General features: G+C 39.7%; 17 protein-coding genes. 6 read left to right on the top strand and 11 right to left on the bottom strand.

Translation table 11 applies throughout. The features are described 5' to 3' along the window. The first annotated feature begins 23 nt into the window (after nt 1-23). On the top strand, nt 24-989 hold the full coding sequence (locus ABJH98_RS12290) for a metallophosphoesterase (RefSeq protein ID WP_348307985.1): 966 nt from the start codon (nt 24-26) through the stop codon (nt 987-989). A gap of 309 nt (nt 990-1,298) precedes the next feature. Here ABJH98_RS12290 and ABJH98_RS12285 read toward each other — a convergent pair whose 3' ends face one another. The 3 genes from ABJH98_RS12285 to ABJH98_RS12275 form a co-directional block, all read right to left on the bottom strand. After that, nucleotides 1,299-1,622 (bottom strand): hypothetical protein, encoded by a 324-nt coding sequence (locus tag ABJH98_RS12285; RefSeq protein WP_348307984.1) that lies wholly within the window; start codon nt 1,620-1,622, stop codon nt 1,299-1,301. Between the two features lie 19 nt (nt 1,623-1,641). After that, entirely contained in the window at nt 1,642-2,349 is a 708-nt protein-coding gene (locus ABJH98_RS12280; protein WP_348307983.1) for a hypothetical protein, read from the bottom strand. Between the two features lie 219 nt (nt 2,350-2,568). Next, nucleotides 2,569-3,525 carry a hypothetical protein gene (locus tag ABJH98_RS12275; RefSeq protein WP_348307982.1) on the bottom strand — a complete coding sequence of 319 codons (957 nt, stop codon included), beginning with the start codon at nt 3,523-3,525 and terminating at the stop codon, nt 2,569-2,571. Between the two features lie 231 nt (nt 3,526-3,756). Between ABJH98_RS12275 and ABJH98_RS12270 the strand changes: the two genes are divergently transcribed. After that, complete coding sequence (locus tag ABJH98_RS12270) at nt 3,757-4,791, top strand: IS110 family transposase (RefSeq protein ID WP_348307981.1); 1,035 nt, start codon at nt 3,757-3,759, stop codon at nt 4,789-4,791. A 152-nt stretch (nt 4,792-4,943) separates the two neighbouring features. On the opposite strand, the gene ABJH98_RS12265 is transcribed toward ABJH98_RS12270, so the two are convergent. The 5 genes from ABJH98_RS12265 to ABJH98_RS12245 all read right to left on the bottom strand — a co-directional run bounded on the left by ABJH98_RS12265 (nt 4,944) and on the right by ABJH98_RS12245 (nt 12,132). After that, nucleotides 4,944-5,984 (bottom strand): hypothetical protein, encoded by a 1,041-nt coding sequence (locus ABJH98_RS12265; RefSeq protein WP_348307980.1) that lies wholly within the window; start codon nt 5,982-5,984, stop codon nt 4,944-4,946. A 248-nt stretch (nt 5,985-6,232) separates the two neighbouring features. Beyond that, nucleotides 6,233-7,093 (bottom strand): hypothetical protein, encoded by an 861-nt coding sequence (locus ABJH98_RS12260; protein ID WP_348307979.1) that lies wholly within the window; start codon nt 7,091-7,093, stop codon nt 6,233-6,235. Nucleotides 7,094-7,227: 134 nt separating this feature from the next. Beyond that, nucleotides 7,228-9,078 carry a hypothetical protein gene (locus ABJH98_RS12255; protein WP_348307978.1) on the bottom strand — a complete coding sequence of 617 codons (1,851 nt, stop codon included), beginning with the start codon at nt 9,076-9,078 and terminating at the stop codon, nt 7,228-7,230. A gap of 185 nt (nt 9,079-9,263) precedes the next feature. Further along, on the bottom strand, nt 9,264-10,295 hold the full coding sequence (locus ABJH98_RS12250) for a 2-oxoacid:ferredoxin oxidoreductase subunit beta (protein ID WP_348307977.1): 1,032 nt from the start codon (nt 10,293-10,295) through the stop codon (nt 9,264-9,266). Continuing rightward, a complete protein-coding gene (locus ABJH98_RS12245; protein ID WP_348307976.1) occupies nt 10,288-12,132 on the bottom strand; it encodes a 2-oxoacid:acceptor oxidoreductase subunit alpha in 1,845 nt (614 codons plus the stop codon). Before ABJH98_RS12245 ends, ABJH98_RS12250 begins: the two co-directional genes overlap by 8 nt. 148 nt (nt 12,133-12,280) lie before the next feature. Here ABJH98_RS12245 and ABJH98_RS12240 point away from each other — a divergent pair, with 148 nt between their 5' ends. Beyond that, nucleotides 12,281-12,826 (top strand): hypothetical protein, encoded by a 546-nt coding sequence (locus tag ABJH98_RS12240; RefSeq protein ID WP_348307975.1) that lies wholly within the window; start codon nt 12,281-12,283, stop codon nt 12,824-12,826. Between the two features lie 17 nt (nt 12,827-12,843). Here the strand turns inward: ABJH98_RS12240 and ABJH98_RS12235 are convergent, their stop codons facing one another. Next, entirely contained in the window at nt 12,844-13,884 is a 1,041-nt protein-coding gene (locus ABJH98_RS12235) for a hypothetical protein (protein ID WP_348307974.1), read from the bottom strand. A gap of 152 nt (nt 13,885-14,036) precedes the next feature. Between ABJH98_RS12235 and ABJH98_RS12230 the strand changes: the two genes are divergently transcribed. Next, nucleotides 14,037-14,324, top strand: coding sequence for a hypothetical protein (locus tag ABJH98_RS12230; protein WP_348307973.1), 288 nt, complete (start codon nt 14,037-14,039; stop codon nt 14,322-14,324). Nucleotides 14,325-14,326: 2 nt separating this feature from the next. Here ABJH98_RS12230 and ABJH98_RS12225 read toward each other — a convergent pair whose 3' ends face one another. Then, nucleotides 14,327-15,247 (bottom strand): AraC family transcriptional regulator, encoded by a 921-nt coding sequence (locus tag ABJH98_RS12225; RefSeq protein ID WP_348307972.1) that lies wholly within the window; start codon nt 15,245-15,247, stop codon nt 14,327-14,329. 219 nt (nt 15,248-15,466) lie between these two features. Here ABJH98_RS12225 and ABJH98_RS12220 point away from each other — a divergent pair, with 219 nt between their 5' ends. Together ABJH98_RS12220 and ABJH98_RS12215 are read left to right on the top strand one after the other, a co-directional pair. Further along, a complete protein-coding gene (locus ABJH98_RS12220) occupies nt 15,467-16,990 on the top strand; it encodes an aldehyde dehydrogenase family protein (RefSeq protein ID WP_348307971.1) in 1,524 nt (507 codons plus the stop codon). Between the two features lie 3 nt (nt 16,991-16,993). After that, on the top strand, nt 16,994-17,356 hold the full coding sequence (locus ABJH98_RS12215) for a DUF779 domain-containing protein (RefSeq protein ID WP_348307970.1): 363 nt from the start codon (nt 16,994-16,996) through the stop codon (nt 17,354-17,356). Here ABJH98_RS12215 and ABJH98_RS12210 read toward each other — a convergent pair. Then, nucleotides 17,353-18,786: a hypothetical protein gene (locus tag ABJH98_RS12210; protein ID WP_348307969.1), complete on the bottom strand. Its 1,434-nt coding sequence runs from the start codon at nt 18,784-18,786 to the stop codon at nt 17,353-17,355. The two genes, ABJH98_RS12215 and ABJH98_RS12210, sit on opposite strands and share 4 nt — an antisense overlap. Nucleotides 18,787-18,821 lie beyond the last annotated feature (35 nt).

Here is an 18,821-nt window from a genome sequence, read left to right as displayed (position 1 = left end):
TCATTTCCTTTAAAACCAAGATTATGAAAAAAGAAATAATATATCTAAGTACGCTCACCCTACTGCTCACACTTGGATGCTTCTCCAATAAATCAGATCAGGGAGCAACTGAAGAAGAAGTTTTGGTTTCTGACATTGAGGTACTGGAAGATGCATTAAACTGGTACGTGATTGGCGATTTTGGACGAAATGGCTATGATGGTCAGCAGGAAGTAGCTGATCAGATGCAAGCCAGTACCAAGGTATTGGAGCCTGAGTTTATTCTGACTACAGGTGATAATTTTTATCCTGACGGTGTGGCCAGCACCCAAGATCCGTATTGGATTTCTTCTTTTGAAAACATCTACAAAGGCTTTGGGCTCTTTGTGCCATGGTATGCAATACTAGGCAATCATGACTATAGAGGTAGCTATCAGGCAGAAATTGATTACACCAACGTGAGCCAGCGATGGAATATGCCAGCACAGTATTATGTACAAGAGAAAGAAGAAGATGGTGTAACCGTAAAGTTCGTATTTATTGATACCAGTCCATTTGAAGATAAATATTATGGAGAAGAAAAGTACCGAGCTGTTTGGAAGCAAGACAGCACCAAACAGTTGCTTTGGATGGACAGTGTGCTAGCGGACAATTCCGCCGACTGGAAAGTAGTCGTTGGGCACCACCCGCTTTATTCTGGGGGCAAGCGAATAGAAGATACGCAAGACATGAGAGGGCATTTAGAAAAAGTACTACAGAAGCACGAGGTAGATGTGTATTTTGCTGGTCACGAGCATGATTTGCAGCACATCCAAAATCCGGCTTACAAAACACACCATATCATTTCTGGTGCCGGCTCAGAAGTACGACCTACGGGGAAAATGGAATACTCTTTGTTTGCAGCTTCGCAGCATGGCTTCACCACAGCGTCTGCTACCAAAGAGCAGTTGCTCTTTCAATTCATCAATCACGAAGGCGAAGTGATATATAAGTATAGCATTAAGAAGTAAAAGCTTCAATATTCTTCAAGGAGAGGAATAAGTCCCCGGTGGTTCAAAAATCCGCTGGGGATTTTTTGTTTTTTTAGGGAGAGTGGTGTGTTGAAGGAACGTCCAGCTAAGCGGCGGATGTCCACAACTTGCTAGGTAACTATAAAAGTAACGAAGGCGCACCAACTGCACAAATTTTCAGAGAGCACCCGCTCCACAAGACATTCGCCAGAAGCGCAGGAAAAAAAGAAAGCACTGAAGTATCAGAAGGTGCACCGAAGTGGGCGAGTCAATCGACAGCAGGCAGAAGGGCAGTTGACATCTGCCGACTTAGCGCTTGTTATCGGTATTTTTCACAAAATCTGGAGTGAATTTATCTAGGTCGGGAACGTCAGGGCTAATATTTACTTTCAATAAAGCATCGTGAATTAGTTCTATCGCTTTCAACACTTCAAGTCGTGATTTGTAGGCAGTTTTGTAAGCCCAAAAATCAAAACCACGATTCATGGAATCATAATAAAGTCCTGCGCACATTAACTCGTTAGCATATACTAAGTCTGGAAAACCGAATTTTCCGATTTTTCTGTTGAAAATAGCTAGTGGTCTTTCATTAGTGAAGACTAGACCTTTGAATTTGTAAGAAGCTTCTGCCATTGTACCTTAAGAACTGTCCTTAAAATAATTCTTTAATTATCTGTTTAGCAGGCTTTTTTCTGTAAAATGTCTGATAAGAAATCTTAATAAGTTGAAAAAAAACAAAAGACATTAAAATTGCATAAAATAATCCTATGACATCAGCTGCATTAGTCATATTATCCTTAAGGACAGCAGGAACAATTAAGAAGTTCAATTCAGGAATCCACCCTGTTGCACAGAAAGCTGCGACTAAATTAAAAAAAGCAAAAATCCACAAGCCTCGTCCGCTCCAAAAGAATGTTGAAAAAAAATCCTGGGTCTCAAGACTGAAATCCTTGCCTGATCCAGAAAACTGAATTTTACTCTCCGTAGGGGTTAAAAAAGTAAGAATTCCTCCTTCTTTTGGCTTCAGTGACTCAAAGTCCATAATTATTGATTTTTTGACTTCGTTAACTTCTATCTCCAAGTTATTCTGAATTGATGAGTAAGACACCATGCAAGGTTCAATGATTCCTAGCTCAGATGAGACTGTTATTGGGCTTTTTTGAGAAATATTCTCACCAGTAATAATTTGATTCCCAGAATTCCAGATCACCAATCTGATTAAAGCATAATCAACTTCAGCATCTTCAAATACTGGCACATATTCTGAGTAGTTCAAGCTAACAACTCTGGAACTTCTACCAATCACATATAAGTAGAGTGAAATTAAAATTCCAATCACTCCAAGAATATTACCTAACATTACTAACCTGTTTTAATTACCTACAACGACTCTGTATGAATCGTGCTTTTGGTGAAGATAATGTTTCGTCTACTAAATAGCCAACTCTGCGAAATGGGCTATTACTTTTTTCTTTTCTCAATAGGCCAATTCGCAGAATTGGCGGGATTCCCAGAATGCAGAAAACTTTCGTCTAGCACTGTCCAAGCATGATTTCATCACAGCATGTTATCTGTATTTTTAGTATACTGCTTCATTTCTGACACTTATCTTATTCTTCTTTAGTTTCTCTATAAATTTCACCCAGTTTTTTGTTCTTATGCTGCCACCAGGAAAGAGCTTAGAAGTAAAGTCTGTATTGACTATTCTAAATGAGGTTGACATTTTATGTGGCATTTCAAATACGCCTTGTTTAATCTGATTCAGAGGATATCTCTTAGTTCGCCAAATCCATACGTAATTCTTAACTACTAAATTCTTATCGTCTATATAGAAATAGTGCAGTTGATACCCAAGCCAGTAGAAGAAAAGTAGCCCAGCAAAACCTAATCCAATACATTGATTTAGAAAGTTTTCTGATGGGTTGAATACTATCTGGTATATTACAAAACCCAACACTGTGTAAAGGAAAATGCCATTAAATGAAAAGACTGGATTACCACCAATTTTTTTCATTTCTGAATAATCAATTTTTTGTAGGCTTCTAGGGTTTCGGTTTTTCAATGTCTCAAAATCTATTGAGTTGGGAGTTGAAGACAAGTTAGCTTTGCTTAAACACCTTCTTAAATAGTCAGCATTGCTATAATAAAATGGCATGAAGTGATAAACTTCACCATTTTTGAATTTTATAGTGGTAGCTTCCATTGCAGAACCATATAAATAGTGCTTATCAAGTAGCGATACAGATTTGACTTCTGACCATTGATAAAATGTAGATCCCAACACTGATTTGATATGCAAACCTTTATTTGATAAGATAACAGTTTTGCAATTCTTCAAGTAAATCCAGATTACCCAAATCAAAAGTCCTACAAAAACAATAGCAGCATATATAGGAGTTTTAAACAGAGAGTCTGATTTTCCGTCTTCAACCATCTTTAAGGATACCAGTATCATCATGGTAGAAAGTCCACCCATAATTATGGTAAGTAAAGAAGCAGTTAAGATGCTTGTAAGGAAATTTAATTTGCTCCGCATAGATTAGTTACAGATAACCTTTAGCTTCCCTTCATATAATTATTCTAAGAAATAAAGGCTTAAATTTTATTTATTAAAGAAAGCAGATCAGAACTACCCGCTAACCAAGTTTCGAGACTTATCAGGCGATTCAGGGTCTGCTTTCCATTGTTTAATGTTCAGATAGATATTTAGGAATCATCCTTTAAGATGATGTCCTACCATCAAGGTTTCGAACACAATAATGAAATTATGGAAAATACACTTCTCAACCAAATCCAATACCCTCACATCGTGGGAGTTGACATCAGTAAAATGAGTATCGACGTAACACTAATCGATAGCCAATCACTTAAATCTCATACCTCCCTTTACAGTAACGATTCTGAAGGTTTTCAGAAGATGAAGAAGTGGATCAAACAGCTGGGTAATGATTGCAACGAAGACATCCTTTTCTGCATGGAACACACTGGTATCTACACCAGAAATATTGTCAAGTACCTTTTAAAAAGAGGTTGTAAAGTATGGCTCGAATCCTCGCTACATATCAAAAGAAGTATGGGATTGGTTCGTGGCAAATCAGATAAAATAGACGCTGAGAGAATAGCTAAATTTGCATTTGATCATCAAAGAGATGCCAAGCTGGTCAAGCTCTCCCACCCCACTCTAAACCGCCTTAAAGACCTGATGAAGACAAGAATAAGACTTCAGAAAGGACTCCAAAGTCAAACGGTAGCAATCAATGAACTCACTAAAGTAGATCCCAAAGCGGGTCGGGAAATTGAAAGAGTCAGTCGACAAGCCGTAGAAGGCTTGAAAAAATCATTGGTCAAAGTGGAAGAGAAAATGGAGGAGTTGGTCAATATTGACAAACAACTGCGGGCACTCTATCAGTTAGTTACTTCAGTGAAGAGTGTAGGTAAGGTTTTGGCCATAGATCTGATTGTTTATACCGATGGTTTTACCAGAATGTTGGACAATCGAAAACTGGCATGCTATTGTGGCGTAGCACCCTTCGAATACCGAAGTGGGACGAGTGTATTTTCTCAGCCTGGTACTTCAAGCTTTGCCAATAAACAGCTCAAACATCATTTGCATATGTGTGCCATGAATGCAGTGAAATGCCACAAAGAACTGAGAGAATATTACTTAAGAAAAACAGAAGATGGAAAAAGTAAGCCGGGTCACCGGGCGATGACTGCACTAAATGCGGTTAGAAACAAACTGCTTCATCGTGTAGTAGCCGTTGTTAAAAGAGGAACGCCTTATCAAGAGAAATTGGATTAAAAAAAGCCCATACGCTTGTTTTTACCATAGATATCGCTAAGCTAAAACCCGTAGGCTCAGCCTTTGTTAATTTCTATAAAAGTATCTGTTTCAAATCCTGTTTGCAAGTAGCTCATTTAGCCTATGGGTTTTTAGCGAATGATAGATGCTTTTTATTCTTTGTTTATCAGCCAAGAACTAATGCTTCTTCTGCATAATTGAATTGCTTGTAAGTGCTGTTTACCAAGTTCCTCCGTTTTGTCGTCAAAGTTCCAGTTCAAATAATTCTCTCCAGAGATTAAATATTCGGTATGGGCAATTTTTGACCTAACATTATAAATCTTGTTATACATTTTTCTAGCTTCAGGTTTATCTGAAACATACTTAAATAAGAATTCACGAAATTTAGCAGTGATGCCCCAAATTGGACTTCCACATTTTTTGCAAGTTCGACTTGAGCTTTTTAGCGACTTGCAATCATTACATTCATATACAACCTTCTCATTCCTGAATTCATAGTTGACTAATGTTTCAATTCCACTAATTACTGACAGAAAAGACAAACTTCGCATTCTTGGGTAAAGATCTAATCCGTTACACAACTGATAAATTGCTGAATCACATACTGTTTTTTCCTTTCCAGATAAGGAAAGGTAGGCTTCAAAAGTGTCATCCAAAATATCAGGAAAATCTATAACCTTATCATGTCCTTCGACAGGATCATAGAAATAGTAATAGCTTTTTGGTAACAATTTTACTGTTGTGCATTCTGGCGAAGAGAACTCAGATATCTTCAGGTCTTTAGCCATATTTGGGTAATAGTAAAGACCGACTGACCACTGACTGCTCCATTCGTTCATCTCTTCAGTAACTTCTTCTGGATTAGGTAAAGCCCAGAGTTGATCTGGTGATCTGTAGATGAAGAATCGGTAATTGGTTACAGAAGATAAGAAGTTCGTTATTTCAAGCACTCTGTTAGTTTGGGCTGTTGTCTTCGATATCATCTTATTTACAACAGGAGAATTTAAGGCGTCAACTGGCTTTACTTCATCATCGTCTACCCAATACTCAATAAGACATGGAAAGTGTCTTGCACTTTTATTTTGAGGGCTATTTTCTAGGTTAATGGGATAGATTTGAAAGTAGTCCTTAAATCTATAAGCTGATTTAAGTGGAGTTAGGGTAAAAACTATATTTCGAAAGTATCTTTTCAAGGTTTGGGAATTGCATCTATCGACAAGCTATCGGTTGTATGCCCACAGCTTGTAAAGGGCACAATCTAGTGAAATCTGCCGAAGCTCACAACGGTTCAGACTGGCACTGCGTTCAGAAAGATAAAAAATCCTGCGAGCTGCACTCGGTAGAAAGCAATGTCTTTCTCAGCGGCAGGTTCACGGTCGAGTCGTGCTGAAACCAGCCAGAAAGCACTTAGGCATATAACCGATAGCGCCTGTTACCAGCTTTATTCTTCACATTTATATTTAATCTCCCAGATTTTATAGCGACCTTGTTGAAAGAGAAATACAATTTCTTCAAAAAGCGTTTCTGAGTTGAATTTGTATACGGGTAGAGACCCAAGTCCTTGGATTAATCTTAAGTTCATTTCCGCTGGAATGCTGTCATATTTCGCAAGTGTGACTAATCCATACTGTTCATTAAAAATGAATTCAAGAAAGCTCTTGTCGGGATTCTCAATTTCCGTTCGCACGGACTTTTTCCACATTAAGATTTCGTCGCAATAGGTGATTTCAAGGACAGGTGAAAGAAAATTTAAATCAAGGTCACTTCTTGACAGGTTCCTAACCAATGGTTCTAATGTAGGAAGTTCGTAATCTTCACTTTCATAGTCTGGACTCACAAGCGGATCCCAAATCTTAATACTGCTCAGCATGTTGCCATTAAACACAAATGAATAGTTCTTGTCTTGATAAAAGTAAGTTGCCACGGAATCGTCATTGAATTCCATGTTTTCAATATCGTCAGGCTCACCAAACAAGGCAATTGCTTCGGTTGGACTAGCCCCTAAATTCAAACCACCAAAATCTCTGCTAATTCTATTACCCGTAAGTTGTATTGAATTGATTTCATCAGAGCTGTTCATGTAAATGAAACCTACATGTGTCGAACTATCTTCGTTCAAATAGAAAAAGTCTACTCTTGAGCTGTCTTCCAAATAAATGGTACTTGCCGGGTCACCGAGTTCATTTGTTGTGACTGCTCGATATTGACCAAGTCGAAATCCATAGAGTTCTTCCACAATACCAGTTTGGGCATAGCTAAAAAATGAAGTCAATAGTGCAACAAGAAGATTCAGATATTTCATTTTCAATTTGCAGTGATTGCTGGTAACGTAGTGATATAGTGACAAAGGTGACTATATATCCTTTATATCACATATATGTGTCACAAATCTAGCAGTTTTTTTGAGTTCATGATGAGATGACAGAACACTGATGTTTAAATCTCTGTCAAATCAATAAACAGCAAACCCTCCGGCTCTCTGCCTAGTGCTCTGGCTTTGCGCACTTGTTTTTTGGTGCGTTTTTGTATGTAGTTTAAACTCTTATAGGTGTTGTAGTAGCTCTTGAAATTGAGCTTGTCCTGAACCATCCAGTTTTCATAATTGGCCAGCTGGTCTCTGAATTCTGCGTTTTCCAGGTTGGGGCTGTTGGGGCCATCGATTTGGTAGTCTCGTAAGATGGCCAACACATAGATGAGCTTCTGCTGCAAGAGGAAAGTCTGACTTCGCAAGGACCCGTATCTGTTCAGATCATTAAACCCAAAGGCATTGATACCGCCGGCAATAGCTGCCATAATACCGATGTATGGGACCGCCTTTTGTGCAGTGGTTCCTTCTGTAAATACATTGCCAGCGGCTGTGTAAGTGGCGAAAAGCATGGTCATCACAGACAAACCTCTTTTAAGGTTTTTAACGCTTCCCTCTCTTTGTTCAAGGTCAGCGTGCATTTCGTTTAAATGGTTGATAAGCAATATGGCTTCGTCTCTGTAGTTTAGGTAGCTTTGATAAGTGATTTCAGTGTTCTCACGATGATGGACCGTAAGTGTAAAGGCGCGTTGATCGATAGATCCGTCTGGATCTTCGGCCACCATAAGCATATCAAATTTTTTCGGTTTCAATTCAATACCTATAATGTCATAGCTAGGGGTCCAGTTTAGCTCTACGGCGTTGTTTTTGGCTTCCCAGGTCATGCCTTCCGGAGCGCCGATGATATCAAATTTCAAATCAGCAAAGTCATCGTTGGCATCTTGAATAAAGATCGTTCGATGGAAGGGCAGACCTTCATAAACCGCTTCGTTTTGGAGGTTCAGAATTTTTGGTGGCTGATTCATGACGCTCCGCTTGATCAGGAAGGTCTTATTGATGGAGATGGGGCTGTCATTGCCTAACTCACTCACCTCTATGTATACTTCAAGTGGAAATAGCTTTTTTAGCTGCTCTACCTGATAAGGATTTAATTTCCAATAAAATTTACCATTGGTGAGTTTCGGATTGCCTATCGAGGTAGGAATATTCATTTTGTAGACCAGAGAGTCTTGATCTGGGTCTACTACAGATAGATCTACTTCCAGTGCCTCGTTGGCATGAAGTAGGTATTCGTCAAGCACAGGAAATTTAAAATACGGTGATTCATTTTTTCTATTGATGATAAATAGAAAGACGTGCTGTGAGTTTTGACCTTGCGCGTCATGGGCATTGACAGTCAAACTGAAATACTTTTGATCTAAATGGATGTCTAAGGGTGTCCATTTGAAGGTGAGTTGATTGTGGATGATTTCTACCTTTCCATTTCCAATATGAAATTCTCCTGTATTGTCATTGAAAAAGTGATCCAAAGTCACTTTTGAAGAATCTTGAGCAGCATATCCGAGTACAGAAAGTTCTATAGTCTGTCCGGGGTGCAGTTGATAAAAGCCATTGGTCAATTCGTGGTTGGAATGAATGAAAAACTTGGGAGGATCATAGTCGGCGAGCACTTTGATAAAAATGGATTCTATATCAATAAGCTGTGCACTATCTATCAAAAAGAATTCAACCGTGATTTTCGAATCTTCCGAACTTTCGGGAATTACCCATGAAAATATGCCTTCAGTGGAAAGTGTAGCATCTTCTGGTGCATTTTTCATGATGATACTGCCTGATCCGGTTTGCGTTACTTGTACGCTGACTTCGTCTCCCACTTTAGCTTCGACAAATTTTTCACTGATAGCTAATGATGAGTCATCTTGTGCCGAGAGTATCTGAAATAGGAATAGGAATAGGTTGAGAAGTGCTAACTTTTTGGTCATTCTTTCCTGGTGATTGAAACAGTAATATAATTGTACTCTTCTTGGGCTGAGTACAAATATAAGGTTGAAAAAATATTAATGCCAAGTTACTTTACCTTACTCACAAAGTGAGGGTTTAATGTCCCGAAGCTTGCCTCGTTAAGCAATTTTCTTTCTCAATCATGCCTTGTGAGCTTGCTACCACGTCAGTTGACTTGCCAAGGATTTGATCCTGATAGCAATTTATCTAAGTCACCAACTCCATTTTTATCATCTGCTTGTTTCAATTGATCTTCCATATGATCTTCATAAGTGTATCGCTCTTCTTTATAGAACAATCCGAAGGGTCTTGGTAAAGAACCAGGTTCAGCACTGTATTCAAAAAACTGAGTCAGGATAGTAGCCTTTATTCGATCGGTAGGGTCATGAATCCAACATTCTTCTGCTGAGTGTCCATTGCCCAAATCAACAATTTTGGGTTTAAACCCATCCAATGTGATTCCTTTGTTAGCCTCTGGTCCGAATGTCAAAGGTTTTCCTTCTTCCAGCATGAGTACATGATTTTCTTTGAGTGCCTTGTCTGAAAAAGGAGCAAAACAACCATCATTGAACACATTGCAATTCTGATAAATTTCTACAAAGCTGGCACCCTGATGATCGTGTGCTTGCAAGAGCGTCTCGCGCAGGTGTGTCGGGTTGGTATCTATGGAGCGAGCTACGAAAGTGCCTTCTGCACCTAAAGCAAGCATCAATGGGTTGAATGGATAGTCTAAGGAGCCTTGTGGTGTCGAAGCAGAAATTTTTCCGATAGGAGAGGTGGGGGAGTATTGACCTTTGGTCAAGCCATAAATTTCATTGTTGAAGAGGAGGATATTGACGTTGAAGTTTCTTCTCAAAAGATGAATTAAATGATTGCCGCCTATAGACAGCGCATCTCCGTCTCCTGTGATTATCCAAACATCTAGTTTTGGGTTGGCGGCTTTGAGTCCACTGGCAATGGCCGTGGCTCTTCCATGGATGCTGTGCATACCATACGTTTCCATATAATATGGGAATCTGGACGAACAACCAATCCCGGAAATAAAGACGATGTTTTCTTTAGGGACACCAATTTCTGGCAAAATCTTCTTGACTTGATTAAGAATACTGTAATCACCGCATCCAGGACACCATCTCACCTCTTGGTCAGATGCAAAGTCCTTGGCAGTATAATTTTTTGGTTCTGCTATTTTATCCATGGCTCAATTCATTTAAGATGGCTTCCTTGATTTCTTGAACAGTGAATGGCACTCCCTTGATTTTGGTTACGCTCTTTATCGGAAGTAAAAATTTATTTCTAAGCACCATCACGAGTTGACCATTGTTCATCTCGGGCACGATGATTTTTTCAAAATGCCTAAGTATTTCACCCAGATTGGATGGGAGCGGATGGATCATTTGGATGTGTATATGAGCGATGTCATAGCCTTCTTCTTTAAGTGAGATGATAGCAGATTCTATTGCTCCAAATGTAGATCCCCAGCCGATCAATAATAATTTAGATTTTTCACTGCCTTGTGAATAAGCTTGTTTTGGGAAGACGGCTGCGATCTTCTCCACTTTTTCAGCTCTAATCTTGATCATTTGTTCGTGATTGTCAGGGTCGTAACTCACGTGGCCCGTATCGATCTCTTTTTCTAATCCCCCAATTCGGTGCTCCAATCCAGCCACTCCAGGGATCGCCCATTTTCTTACCAGATTTTTATCTCTTTGATATGGAAGAAAGGGCTCTTCTTTGTTTTTCTTATCAATTAATGGAGGCTTGATATTGGGTAAATCACCACTAGTCGGATATTGCCAGGGTTCTGAGCCATTGGCGATGTAGCCGTCAGACAAGAACATCACGGGAGTCATATGCTCTAAGGCAATTTTACAGGCCAAGAAGGTTAATTCAAAGCAATCTTTGGGTGTAGCCGCAGCAAACACTGGAATCGGTGCTTCACCGTTTCTTCCATATAATGCTTGCAGCAAGTCGGCTTGTTCAGTTTTAGTAGGTAGTCCGGTAGAAGGGCCACCTCGCTGCACATTGATGATGACCAATGGCAACTCTAAAATCATAGCCAAGCCCATGGCTTCCCCTTTTAGCGCAATACCAGGACCCGAAGAAGCGGTACAGCCCAGTTGGCCAGCAAAGGATGCTCCTATGGCTGAACAAATGGCGGCTATTTCATCTTCTGCTTGGTAGGTTTTGACGCCATAATTTTTGTATCTCGATAATTGATGCAAAATGTTGGACGCAGGAGTGATGGGATAGCTACCATAAAATAATCCCAGTCCGGATTTTTTGGAAGCAGCTACTAGCGCAAGAGCTACCGCCTGATTGCCATTCACATTTCTATAATTTCCTTTTGGTAATTTGGCGGGTTTTATGTTGAATCGTGAAGTAAAGGTTTCGCTTGTATCTGCAAAATTAAAACCTGCTTTTAATACTTTAATATTGGCTTCAGCTAATTCCGGTTTGGAATTAAATTTTTCATTCAAAAAACTAATCGTGTACTTCAGGTCTTGATTGAACATCCAATAGACAAAACCTAACACAAACATGTTTTTACAGCGGTCAATCTCTTTTCGATCCATTCCAGAATCAACTAGCGCATCTTGTGTCATTTTGGTCACATCGAACTCATGCACATCATAATTATCCAACGAATGGTTATCTAAGGGATTTGTGCCGTCAGCATATTTGGCCAGTGCGAGATTTTTCTTATCAAAGCCAGATGTGTTGGCGATGATCACACCTCCTTTTTTAAGTTGATTTAGATTAGTTTTTAGCGCTGCCGCGTTCATGGCTACGAGGACGTCGTATTGATCTCCAGGCGTAAAGACCTTTACACTACCTAGTTTCAGCTGGAATCCAGATACGCCAAAAAGGGTGCCTTTGGGCGCTCTGATCTCTGCTGGAAAATTCGGAAAGGTGCTAATGTCATTTCCAAAAATCTCAACAGTTTCTGAAAATTGGCCGCCTGTGAGTTGCATGCCGTCGCCAGAATCTCCTGCAAAAAAGATCACAGCTTCGTTTGGGGATGTTGCTTTCATAATGCAAAAGCATTTGGTGGTATTAAAAGTTACGAAATTTTGAAGGGAAAAGTCGCCTGAATTGGGATATTTAGCAAAATGCACTCAATTCAGACAACGCACTTTCTGTGAATTTGAAAAAGGGCTGATTTTTTGATAAATTAGGTATATGAATATAAACTATAAAATTTGTGTTTTTGTGCTTGCTGGTATGCTATCGGTAGGTACAGTTTCGGCTCAGTCTAGTCTGACCCAGTTACCGTTTGGGATTGTTATTGGTCAAACCACTAACGAAGAGATTGAAAACCGAGGGACGTGTATCAAGCAGGTAGAAGAAAGAGACGGCGGTGTGCGATGTGAAAAGTATGATATTGCGGGTAATTTCACTGTGATGTCGAGTCAGAATGAGGTGGTAAACAAAGTGTCTTTCGATGGAACAATAGGCAATCAATTGCCAAGACTTTGGCAGGAATTAGGACTGGAATTTGGTGGACAGAATAATCCTGGTACGTTAGAAATCGACTTTAGAAATATTATAAAAGCTAATGGTGCGACCTATATCAACACGTCGATTATTTATAAGGAAAAGGAGGAAGATGGAATCTTATTCAAATTTGAGATTAAAGATCTAAAATACGAAGCTGCCGTCATTACTAATAGTGCTACTACCAACAGGCTTGGGTTGAAAAATATTACAATTACAGAGTCGTACTAGCTCTCAATTAAATGTCATTAGGTATTCATCCAACGCCAAAAACGTTGTAGCATGTTGCCAGCCGGTTGTGGTTGCTGCCGTTGTTTTTTCTTTGCAGTTACTTTTTTAGGCTTCTTTTTAGGTGGGGTTGGAGTTCCAGGTTTTACTATTTTTTTATAGTGTTGGGACTTCGCTTTTTTCTTTCTTTTTTCTTCTTGTTCTCTCCGCTTTTTCTCCTCCCACTCTTTTTTCTTTCTAGCGGCTTCCAACGGATTGTAATCTTTATTGAATTTTTTGCCTTTGTAGTTTTTAGGCTTGCGTTTACGGTCTCGCTTGGGTCCAGTTGTGGTTATGATTTCATCTGGATCGTAGGGCTTCTTTTCTTCCTTTTTTTCTTCGTCTTTAGGCTCGGTTTCAAGTTTTGGTTCTGGTAAATCTATTTTTCCTTTTACGGTCAGTCCTTGAAGTTTAACCTTCGCAGGTTTAATGACTTCTATGCTTTTATCATAGGCCAATTTTTCTACATAAGATTCAATATCAGGGTCGAGATCATCAGGAATCTGAGGAATATATTCTTCCTCTTCTTTGACCTCTTCCTTTTCTTCTATTTCTATTGATTCAGAAACTTCATCCTCAATCTCATCATCTTTTTGCTCTTGCTCTGTCGTATCAGTTGCTTCTTCTAATTCATGAGGCAATGCGATTTCTGCGAATGATTCTGAGATTTTAGGTTCACTAGACTCTTCATCAGCAGATTTTATTTCATCTTCTTCTTTCTCTTCAGTGGTATCTTCTGGACTGGTTTTTTCCTGAGCTACTGGAACTTCTGGAACATCTAATTCGGGCTCTGGCGTTTCTTCTACAATTATTTCTTCTACTTCGACTTTCTCCTCAACAGGCTCTTCTTCTGGAGCTTCAGGTTCTAATGTCGCCTCGTAATGATCGAGTACCAGTTGGAGTTGATCTTCGGTGAGTTTAGTATTTGTACCACTGGTTAGGCTTATATTTTGTGACTCCAAAAAAGCAGTCAGCTTGGATGGGGTAATGCTTATTTTTCTTGCTAATGTTCCTAGCCTCATTGTCAAATCATGCTTAATAATCCACAAATATAAATTTTGTGAGATATTCTCTTATACGAATTCACTTAAACCGTATTTTTTTCTAGAACATACGCTTCAAAACTCTTTCATGTTCATATCTTAACGCTCAATTTTTCAAATAAAAAAATAAAATGATTAGAGTTAAAAAATTCGGTGTTTTGCAAACTGCCAAAGTCGTGGCGATTATTTATATGATTGTCTCATTGGTTGTCCTTTTGCCTTTCATTATGCTTGGATCGTTGCTTACAGAGGAATTTTTTCCTGAATTTGCAGATTTTGGTGGAGCAGCTTTATTGATGCTTCCTTTAGTTTACGGTTTCATAGGCTTCATATTCACTGCCATCGGATGTGTGGTTTACAACCTGATCGCCAGTTTTACTGGTGGTATTGAGATCGAAATGGAAACGGCTGAGAGATAACTCTATTGAAATCTAATCATTCTGGTAAATGAGGATTGATATTCTTTTGGCGTTTGGTTCAATATCCTTTTGAAGGTGCGAATAAAATAAGATAGATTATTGAATCCACATGATAGATAGACTTCTTTGATTTGGGTTTTAGGCTGTTTCAAAAGTTGAGTGGCCTTTCTAATTCGTTCTTCATTGATAAACTGTATAGGAGATACGCCCAATTCCGATCTGAAGACTCGATGAAAACTGGATTCGCTCATGCATGCCACCTGGCAAAGGTCTGATACAGTCAATGGTAGATGTAGGCTATTTTTGATGAAATCTATTGTGGCTGCCAGTCGGTGATTGCGCGAAAACTGACGGCTATTCTCTGCCAATGCTCGTCTGTTTTCTTTTTGTAAGACCCTGATGACCAATTCTCTGATCATCATATCAACGAAATAATCCTTAGAAGTATGGTTTTCAGCAAATAAAAAGATCAAGCGTTGGATAATTTGGGATACAGCTGGATCATTGGTGAATGCAAAATTGTCCGTGCTCATCTGCCATTCACGATCGTCAAGCCGCAACGAATGTTCATTTATATTTTCAATGATCCGACTGATTTTTTCAGGTGAAATGGTCATGGCCAGGCACTTAGTCGGATTATTTGTGGCTGCTTCTGGGAAGTCAATTTTCATAATTTCATTGGCGGGCATGATGATTGACTCTCCTGGCAAGAAGTTAAATGGTGTTTGTTCTCTCAAGTGCATTATTTTTTTACCCTCAATCATACTGGCAAAAACCGGCTGGTGAAATTGCAATACCACCTCTTCTGCAAAATGGTGAGTTTCATACACGTTCATTTCAGCATTTTCCAAGGTATAAGTTGTACGGTTTTCTACCAAATGCTCCAGTCGCCTGGTTTCATAAAATCCATTAGATAACTGCATATTCACTTTGGGTTTCTGTGGACTAGTCATTCAAATTACACAAAAAATGAGTGCTAATCAATTTCAATAACAGATTGAGCGGATTGTTCAAGTGAATGACTGAATTGTTCAATTCTTCGACCAAATCAATACATAGATTTGGTAAGCGCTTGATTAGAAGGCAATTCTTTCAAGCGTAATCAGATACGAAAAATTTTAACTATTTAAACGAATTGAGCAATGAGTGAAACAGTAACTACTTCGCAATCGGTCGTTGAAAAACCGAAATTCAAAGACCAGTATGAAAACTTTATAGGTGGCAAATGGGTGGCACCTGTCAAAGGTCAGTATTTTGAGAATATCTCTCCTGTAGATGGTAATAGCTTTACAAAAGTGGCTAGATCCTCAGAAGAAGATGTCAATTTAGCTATAGATGCCGCATGGGAGGCAGCCAAAACATGGAACTACACTTCAGTCACAGAACGTAGTAATATTCTATTAAAAATTGCTGATAGGATGGAGGAAAATCTTGAGGTGCTCGCAAGATCCGAAACTTGGGATAATGGCAAAGCACTTCGCGAAACTCGGGTAGCTGATCTTCCATTGGCCATCGATCATTTTAGATATTTCGCTGGAGTGATTAGAGCAGAAGAAGGAACGGCTTCAGAATTGGATTCAAATACTTTGTCCATGAACATATTGGAACCTTTAGGTGTAGTGGGTCAAATTATTCCCTGGAACTTCCCAATCCTAATGGCAACTTGGAAAGTAGCTCCTGCTTTAGCTGCAGGTAACTGTGTGGTACTGAAACCCGCAGAACAAACACCAGTTGGTATTTTGATCCTGTTAGAATTAATAGAAGATATTTTACCAGCAGGAGTCCTCAATGTGGTCAATGGATTTGGAGTGGAGGCTGGCAAGCCTTTGGCTTCCAGCCCAAGAATCGACAAGATAGCCTTTACTGGAGAAACCACGACAGGTCAACTAATTATGCAATATGCCTCAAAAAATATTATACCTGTGACATTAGAATTGGGTGGAAAATCGCCAAATGTATTCTTTGAAAGTATCATGGAAGCAGACGATGAGTATTTTGATAAGTGTTTGGAAGGAGCTGTCATGTTCGCTCTTAACCAAGGTGAAGTATGTACCTGTCCATCAAGAATGCTTGTTCAGGAAAGTATATATGATCAGTTTATTGAAAGAGTAGTAGAGCGGGCAAAAGCGATCAAACTAGGGCATCCATTAGACCCCAGTACGATGATGGGCGCCCAAGCTTCGAATGATCAGTATGAGAAAATTCTAAGCTACATCGAACTCGGAAAAGAGGAAGGATGTGAAGTGTTAACAGGAGGAAAGGCTGCTTACAATGAAGGGCTTGAAGGTGGTTATTATGTAGAACCTACGATCTTCAAAGGAGACAATAAGATGCGGGTATTCCAGGAAGAAATTTTTGGCCCCGTACTTTGTGTAACCACCTTCAAAGATGAAGCTGAGGCTTTAGAAATTGCCAATGATACACTTTATGGTTTGGGTGCAGGTGTATGGACCAGGGATACGCATCAGGCCTATCAAATTTCTAGAGGAATCAAAGCTGGACGTGTTTGGGTGAATTGTTATCACGCCTATCCGGCTCACGCTCCATTTGGGGGATACAAGAAATCTGGTATCGGTAGAGAAACACATAAAATGATGCTGTCTCATTACAGGCAGACCAAAAACATGCTGATTTCTTATGATAAAAATGCCTTAGGATTTTTCTAGGTCGTGGTCGAAAGGATTTTAATATCTGAAAAGGCAAAAGCTGTTGTCGATACTATTCGACAACAGCATTCCTCTTTGATTTTTCATCAGAGTGGTGGGTGTTGTGATGGTTCGTCCCCCATGTGCTTTGAAGAAGGTGAGCTGATGCTTGATGATTCGGATGTATGGCTTGGGACAGTCCATGGGTGCAAATGCTACATGTCCAGAGACCAATTTGAATATTGGAAGCATACCCAAATCACAATTGACGTTGTGCAAGGGAGGGGAGCTAGTTTTTCATTGGAAATCCCGCTCGGAGTTCGTTTCTTGATTCGATCTCGACTTTTTACTGAAGAAGAGATGATTCGATTGGATCCAATACTTTAATACTCAATTAAAACAGCTATTGCCAAAAAGACAGCTGAGATGGCCATCAACCAGCCAAATAATGGTAGGATGAACCTTAGCCAATCCTTGTAAGGAATGCCTGCTATGCCAAGCATCGCCATGAGTATGCCAGACGTTGGGATGATCGAATTGGCAAAACCATCTCCGCAGGTAAAAGCAAAAATGGCGGTGTTTCTGGTGATACCAAGCAAATCTGCCAAAGGAACCATAATAGGGATGGTGGTAGCTGCCTGACCAGATCCTGACGGAATGAAGAAGTTCAGGATCGTTTGGAAAACGAGCATGCCTTCTGCTGCCACTATCTTAGGAAGATATTGCAGGGTGCTGGATGTATAATAGATCACGGAATCCATGATTTGGCCTTCTACTAGTGCCACCTGAATGCCTTTGGCAAATCCAATGACCAATGCACCAACCAGCATTTCTTCCATGCCTAGTATAAAAGCTTTGGTGGCTTCATTGAGAGAAAGCTTGCCAATGATAGCGGCAACCATTCCGATGAGTAAAAATCCGGCACCCATTTCTGCCATCCACCAGCCTTGGGTTTGAACCGCCCAAAGGATACTGATAAACAATACCGCACTTACAATTACTATCTGGATATGCTTTCTGGTCAGATCAAATTGAGCTAGTGTGTCTTCCTCCTTGTATACATTATCTGCGGCGAGATAGGAGTTTGAAAAGTCTTGTTTTAATTTTTTACCATACCTCAACATATACATGATAGCTGCGATGAGAATGACGATATAAAAGATCAATCGGAATCCCATGCCACTACCGAGTGGAACTTCAGCAATGCCTTGTGCAATTTGAACATTGAAAGGGTTTGTAGTGGCGGAAGCAAACCCGATTTCTGCAGACACAAATACCAAAGCGAGTCCATACAATTTGTCGTAGCCTAACTTATGCGATACATACAAGAAGACAGGAACAAGTGGAATGAATTCTTCGCCCATACCTAAAGTAGAACCTGCTGCCGAAATACAGAGCATCAAAACAACAGTAAGTGCAGTACCTGAGTTACTAAATTTATTGATCAACGCTTGGATGACTGCTGTGATAGTACCCGTTCGTTTGATCATGCCGAAGGCGCCTCCAATTAGAAAAACGAAAAAGATGATGTCAGCACTTTCTTCTAATCCTTTTGGAATGGCTTTGAGAAACCCGAAAATGCTCACAGGCGTTGCTTTTCCTTCAACTTCATCACCTACAAAAATGCCTTTGATTGAGTAGTGTTTGGGGATTTCTTCGAAAGAGTCGGGCACCACTACCGTTCTAGTCATTTGACCCACTTGAATTTCTTTCCTTTGGTAAGAGCCTGATGGAATAATGTAACTAAAAACACTCGCTACCAAAATGATGATGGTCAATAAAGCAAAGACATGAGGGATTTTGATCGAATTGAGCATGATATGGGTTTAATGAATCGCCAAATTAAAAGGAA

The sequence above is a fragment of the Reichenbachiella sp. genome, from assembly GCF_039969095.1.
Classification (GTDB): domain Bacteria; phylum Bacteroidota; class Bacteroidia; order Cytophagales; family Cyclobacteriaceae; genus Reichenbachiella.
The sequence above is the reverse complement of the archived record's forward strand: the minus strand, read 5'-3'. Positions and strand labels throughout refer to the sequence as shown.

What these genes read in the sequence shown, in the direction of transcription:
- ABJH98_RS12210 (WP_348307969.1), bottom strand. Translation starts at nt 18,786, where the DNA reads ATGCTCAATTCGATCAAAATCCCTCATGTCTTTGCTTTATTGACCATC.
- ABJH98_RS12260 (WP_348307979.1), bottom strand. Translation starts at nt 7,093, where the DNA reads ATGAAATATCTGAATCTTCTTGTTGCACTATTGACTTCATTTTTTAGC.
- ABJH98_RS12280 (WP_348307983.1), bottom strand. Translation starts at nt 2,349, where the DNA reads ATGTTAGGTAATATTCTTGGAGTGATTGGAATTTTAATTTCACTCTAC.
- ABJH98_RS12285 (WP_348307984.1), bottom strand. Translation starts at nt 1,622, where the DNA reads ATGGCAGAAGCTTCTTACAAATTCAAAGGTCTAGTCTTCACTAATGAA.
- ABJH98_RS12230 (WP_348307973.1), top strand. Translation starts at nt 14,037, where the DNA reads ATGATTAGAGTTAAAAAATTCGGTGTTTTGCAAACTGCCAAAGTCGTG.
- ABJH98_RS12240 (WP_348307975.1), top strand. Translation starts at nt 12,281, where the DNA reads ATGAATATAAACTATAAAATTTGTGTTTTTGTGCTTGCTGGTATGCTA.
- ABJH98_RS12270 (WP_348307981.1), top strand. Translation starts at nt 3,757, where the DNA reads ATGGAAAATACACTTCTCAACCAAATCCAATACCCTCACATCGTGGGA.
- ABJH98_RS12250 (WP_348307977.1), bottom strand. Translation starts at nt 10,295, where the DNA reads ATGGATAAAATAGCAGAACCAAAAAATTATACTGCCAAGGACTTTGCA.
- ABJH98_RS12275 (WP_348307982.1), bottom strand. Translation starts at nt 3,525, where the DNA reads ATGCGGAGCAAATTAAATTTCCTTACAAGCATCTTAACTGCTTCTTTA.
- ABJH98_RS12220 (WP_348307971.1), top strand. Translation starts at nt 15,467, where the DNA reads ATGAGTGAAACAGTAACTACTTCGCAATCGGTCGTTGAAAAACCGAAA.
- ABJH98_RS12235 (WP_348307974.1), bottom strand. Translation starts at nt 13,884, where the DNA reads ATGAGGCTAGGAACATTAGCAAGAAAAATAAGCATTACCCCATCCAAG.
- ABJH98_RS12255 (WP_348307978.1), bottom strand. Translation starts at nt 9,078, where the DNA reads ATGACCAAAAAGTTAGCACTTCTCAACCTATTCCTATTCCTATTTCAG.
- ABJH98_RS12245 (WP_348307976.1), bottom strand. Translation starts at nt 12,132, where the DNA reads ATGAAAGCAACATCCCCAAACGAAGCTGTGATCTTTTTTGCAGGAGAT.
- ABJH98_RS12290 (WP_348307985.1), top strand. Translation starts at nt 24, where the DNA reads ATGAAAAAAGAAATAATATATCTAAGTACGCTCACCCTACTGCTCACA.
- ABJH98_RS12225 (WP_348307972.1), bottom strand. Translation starts at nt 15,247, where the DNA reads ATGCAGTTATCTAATGGATTTTATGAAACCAGGCGACTGGAGCATTTG.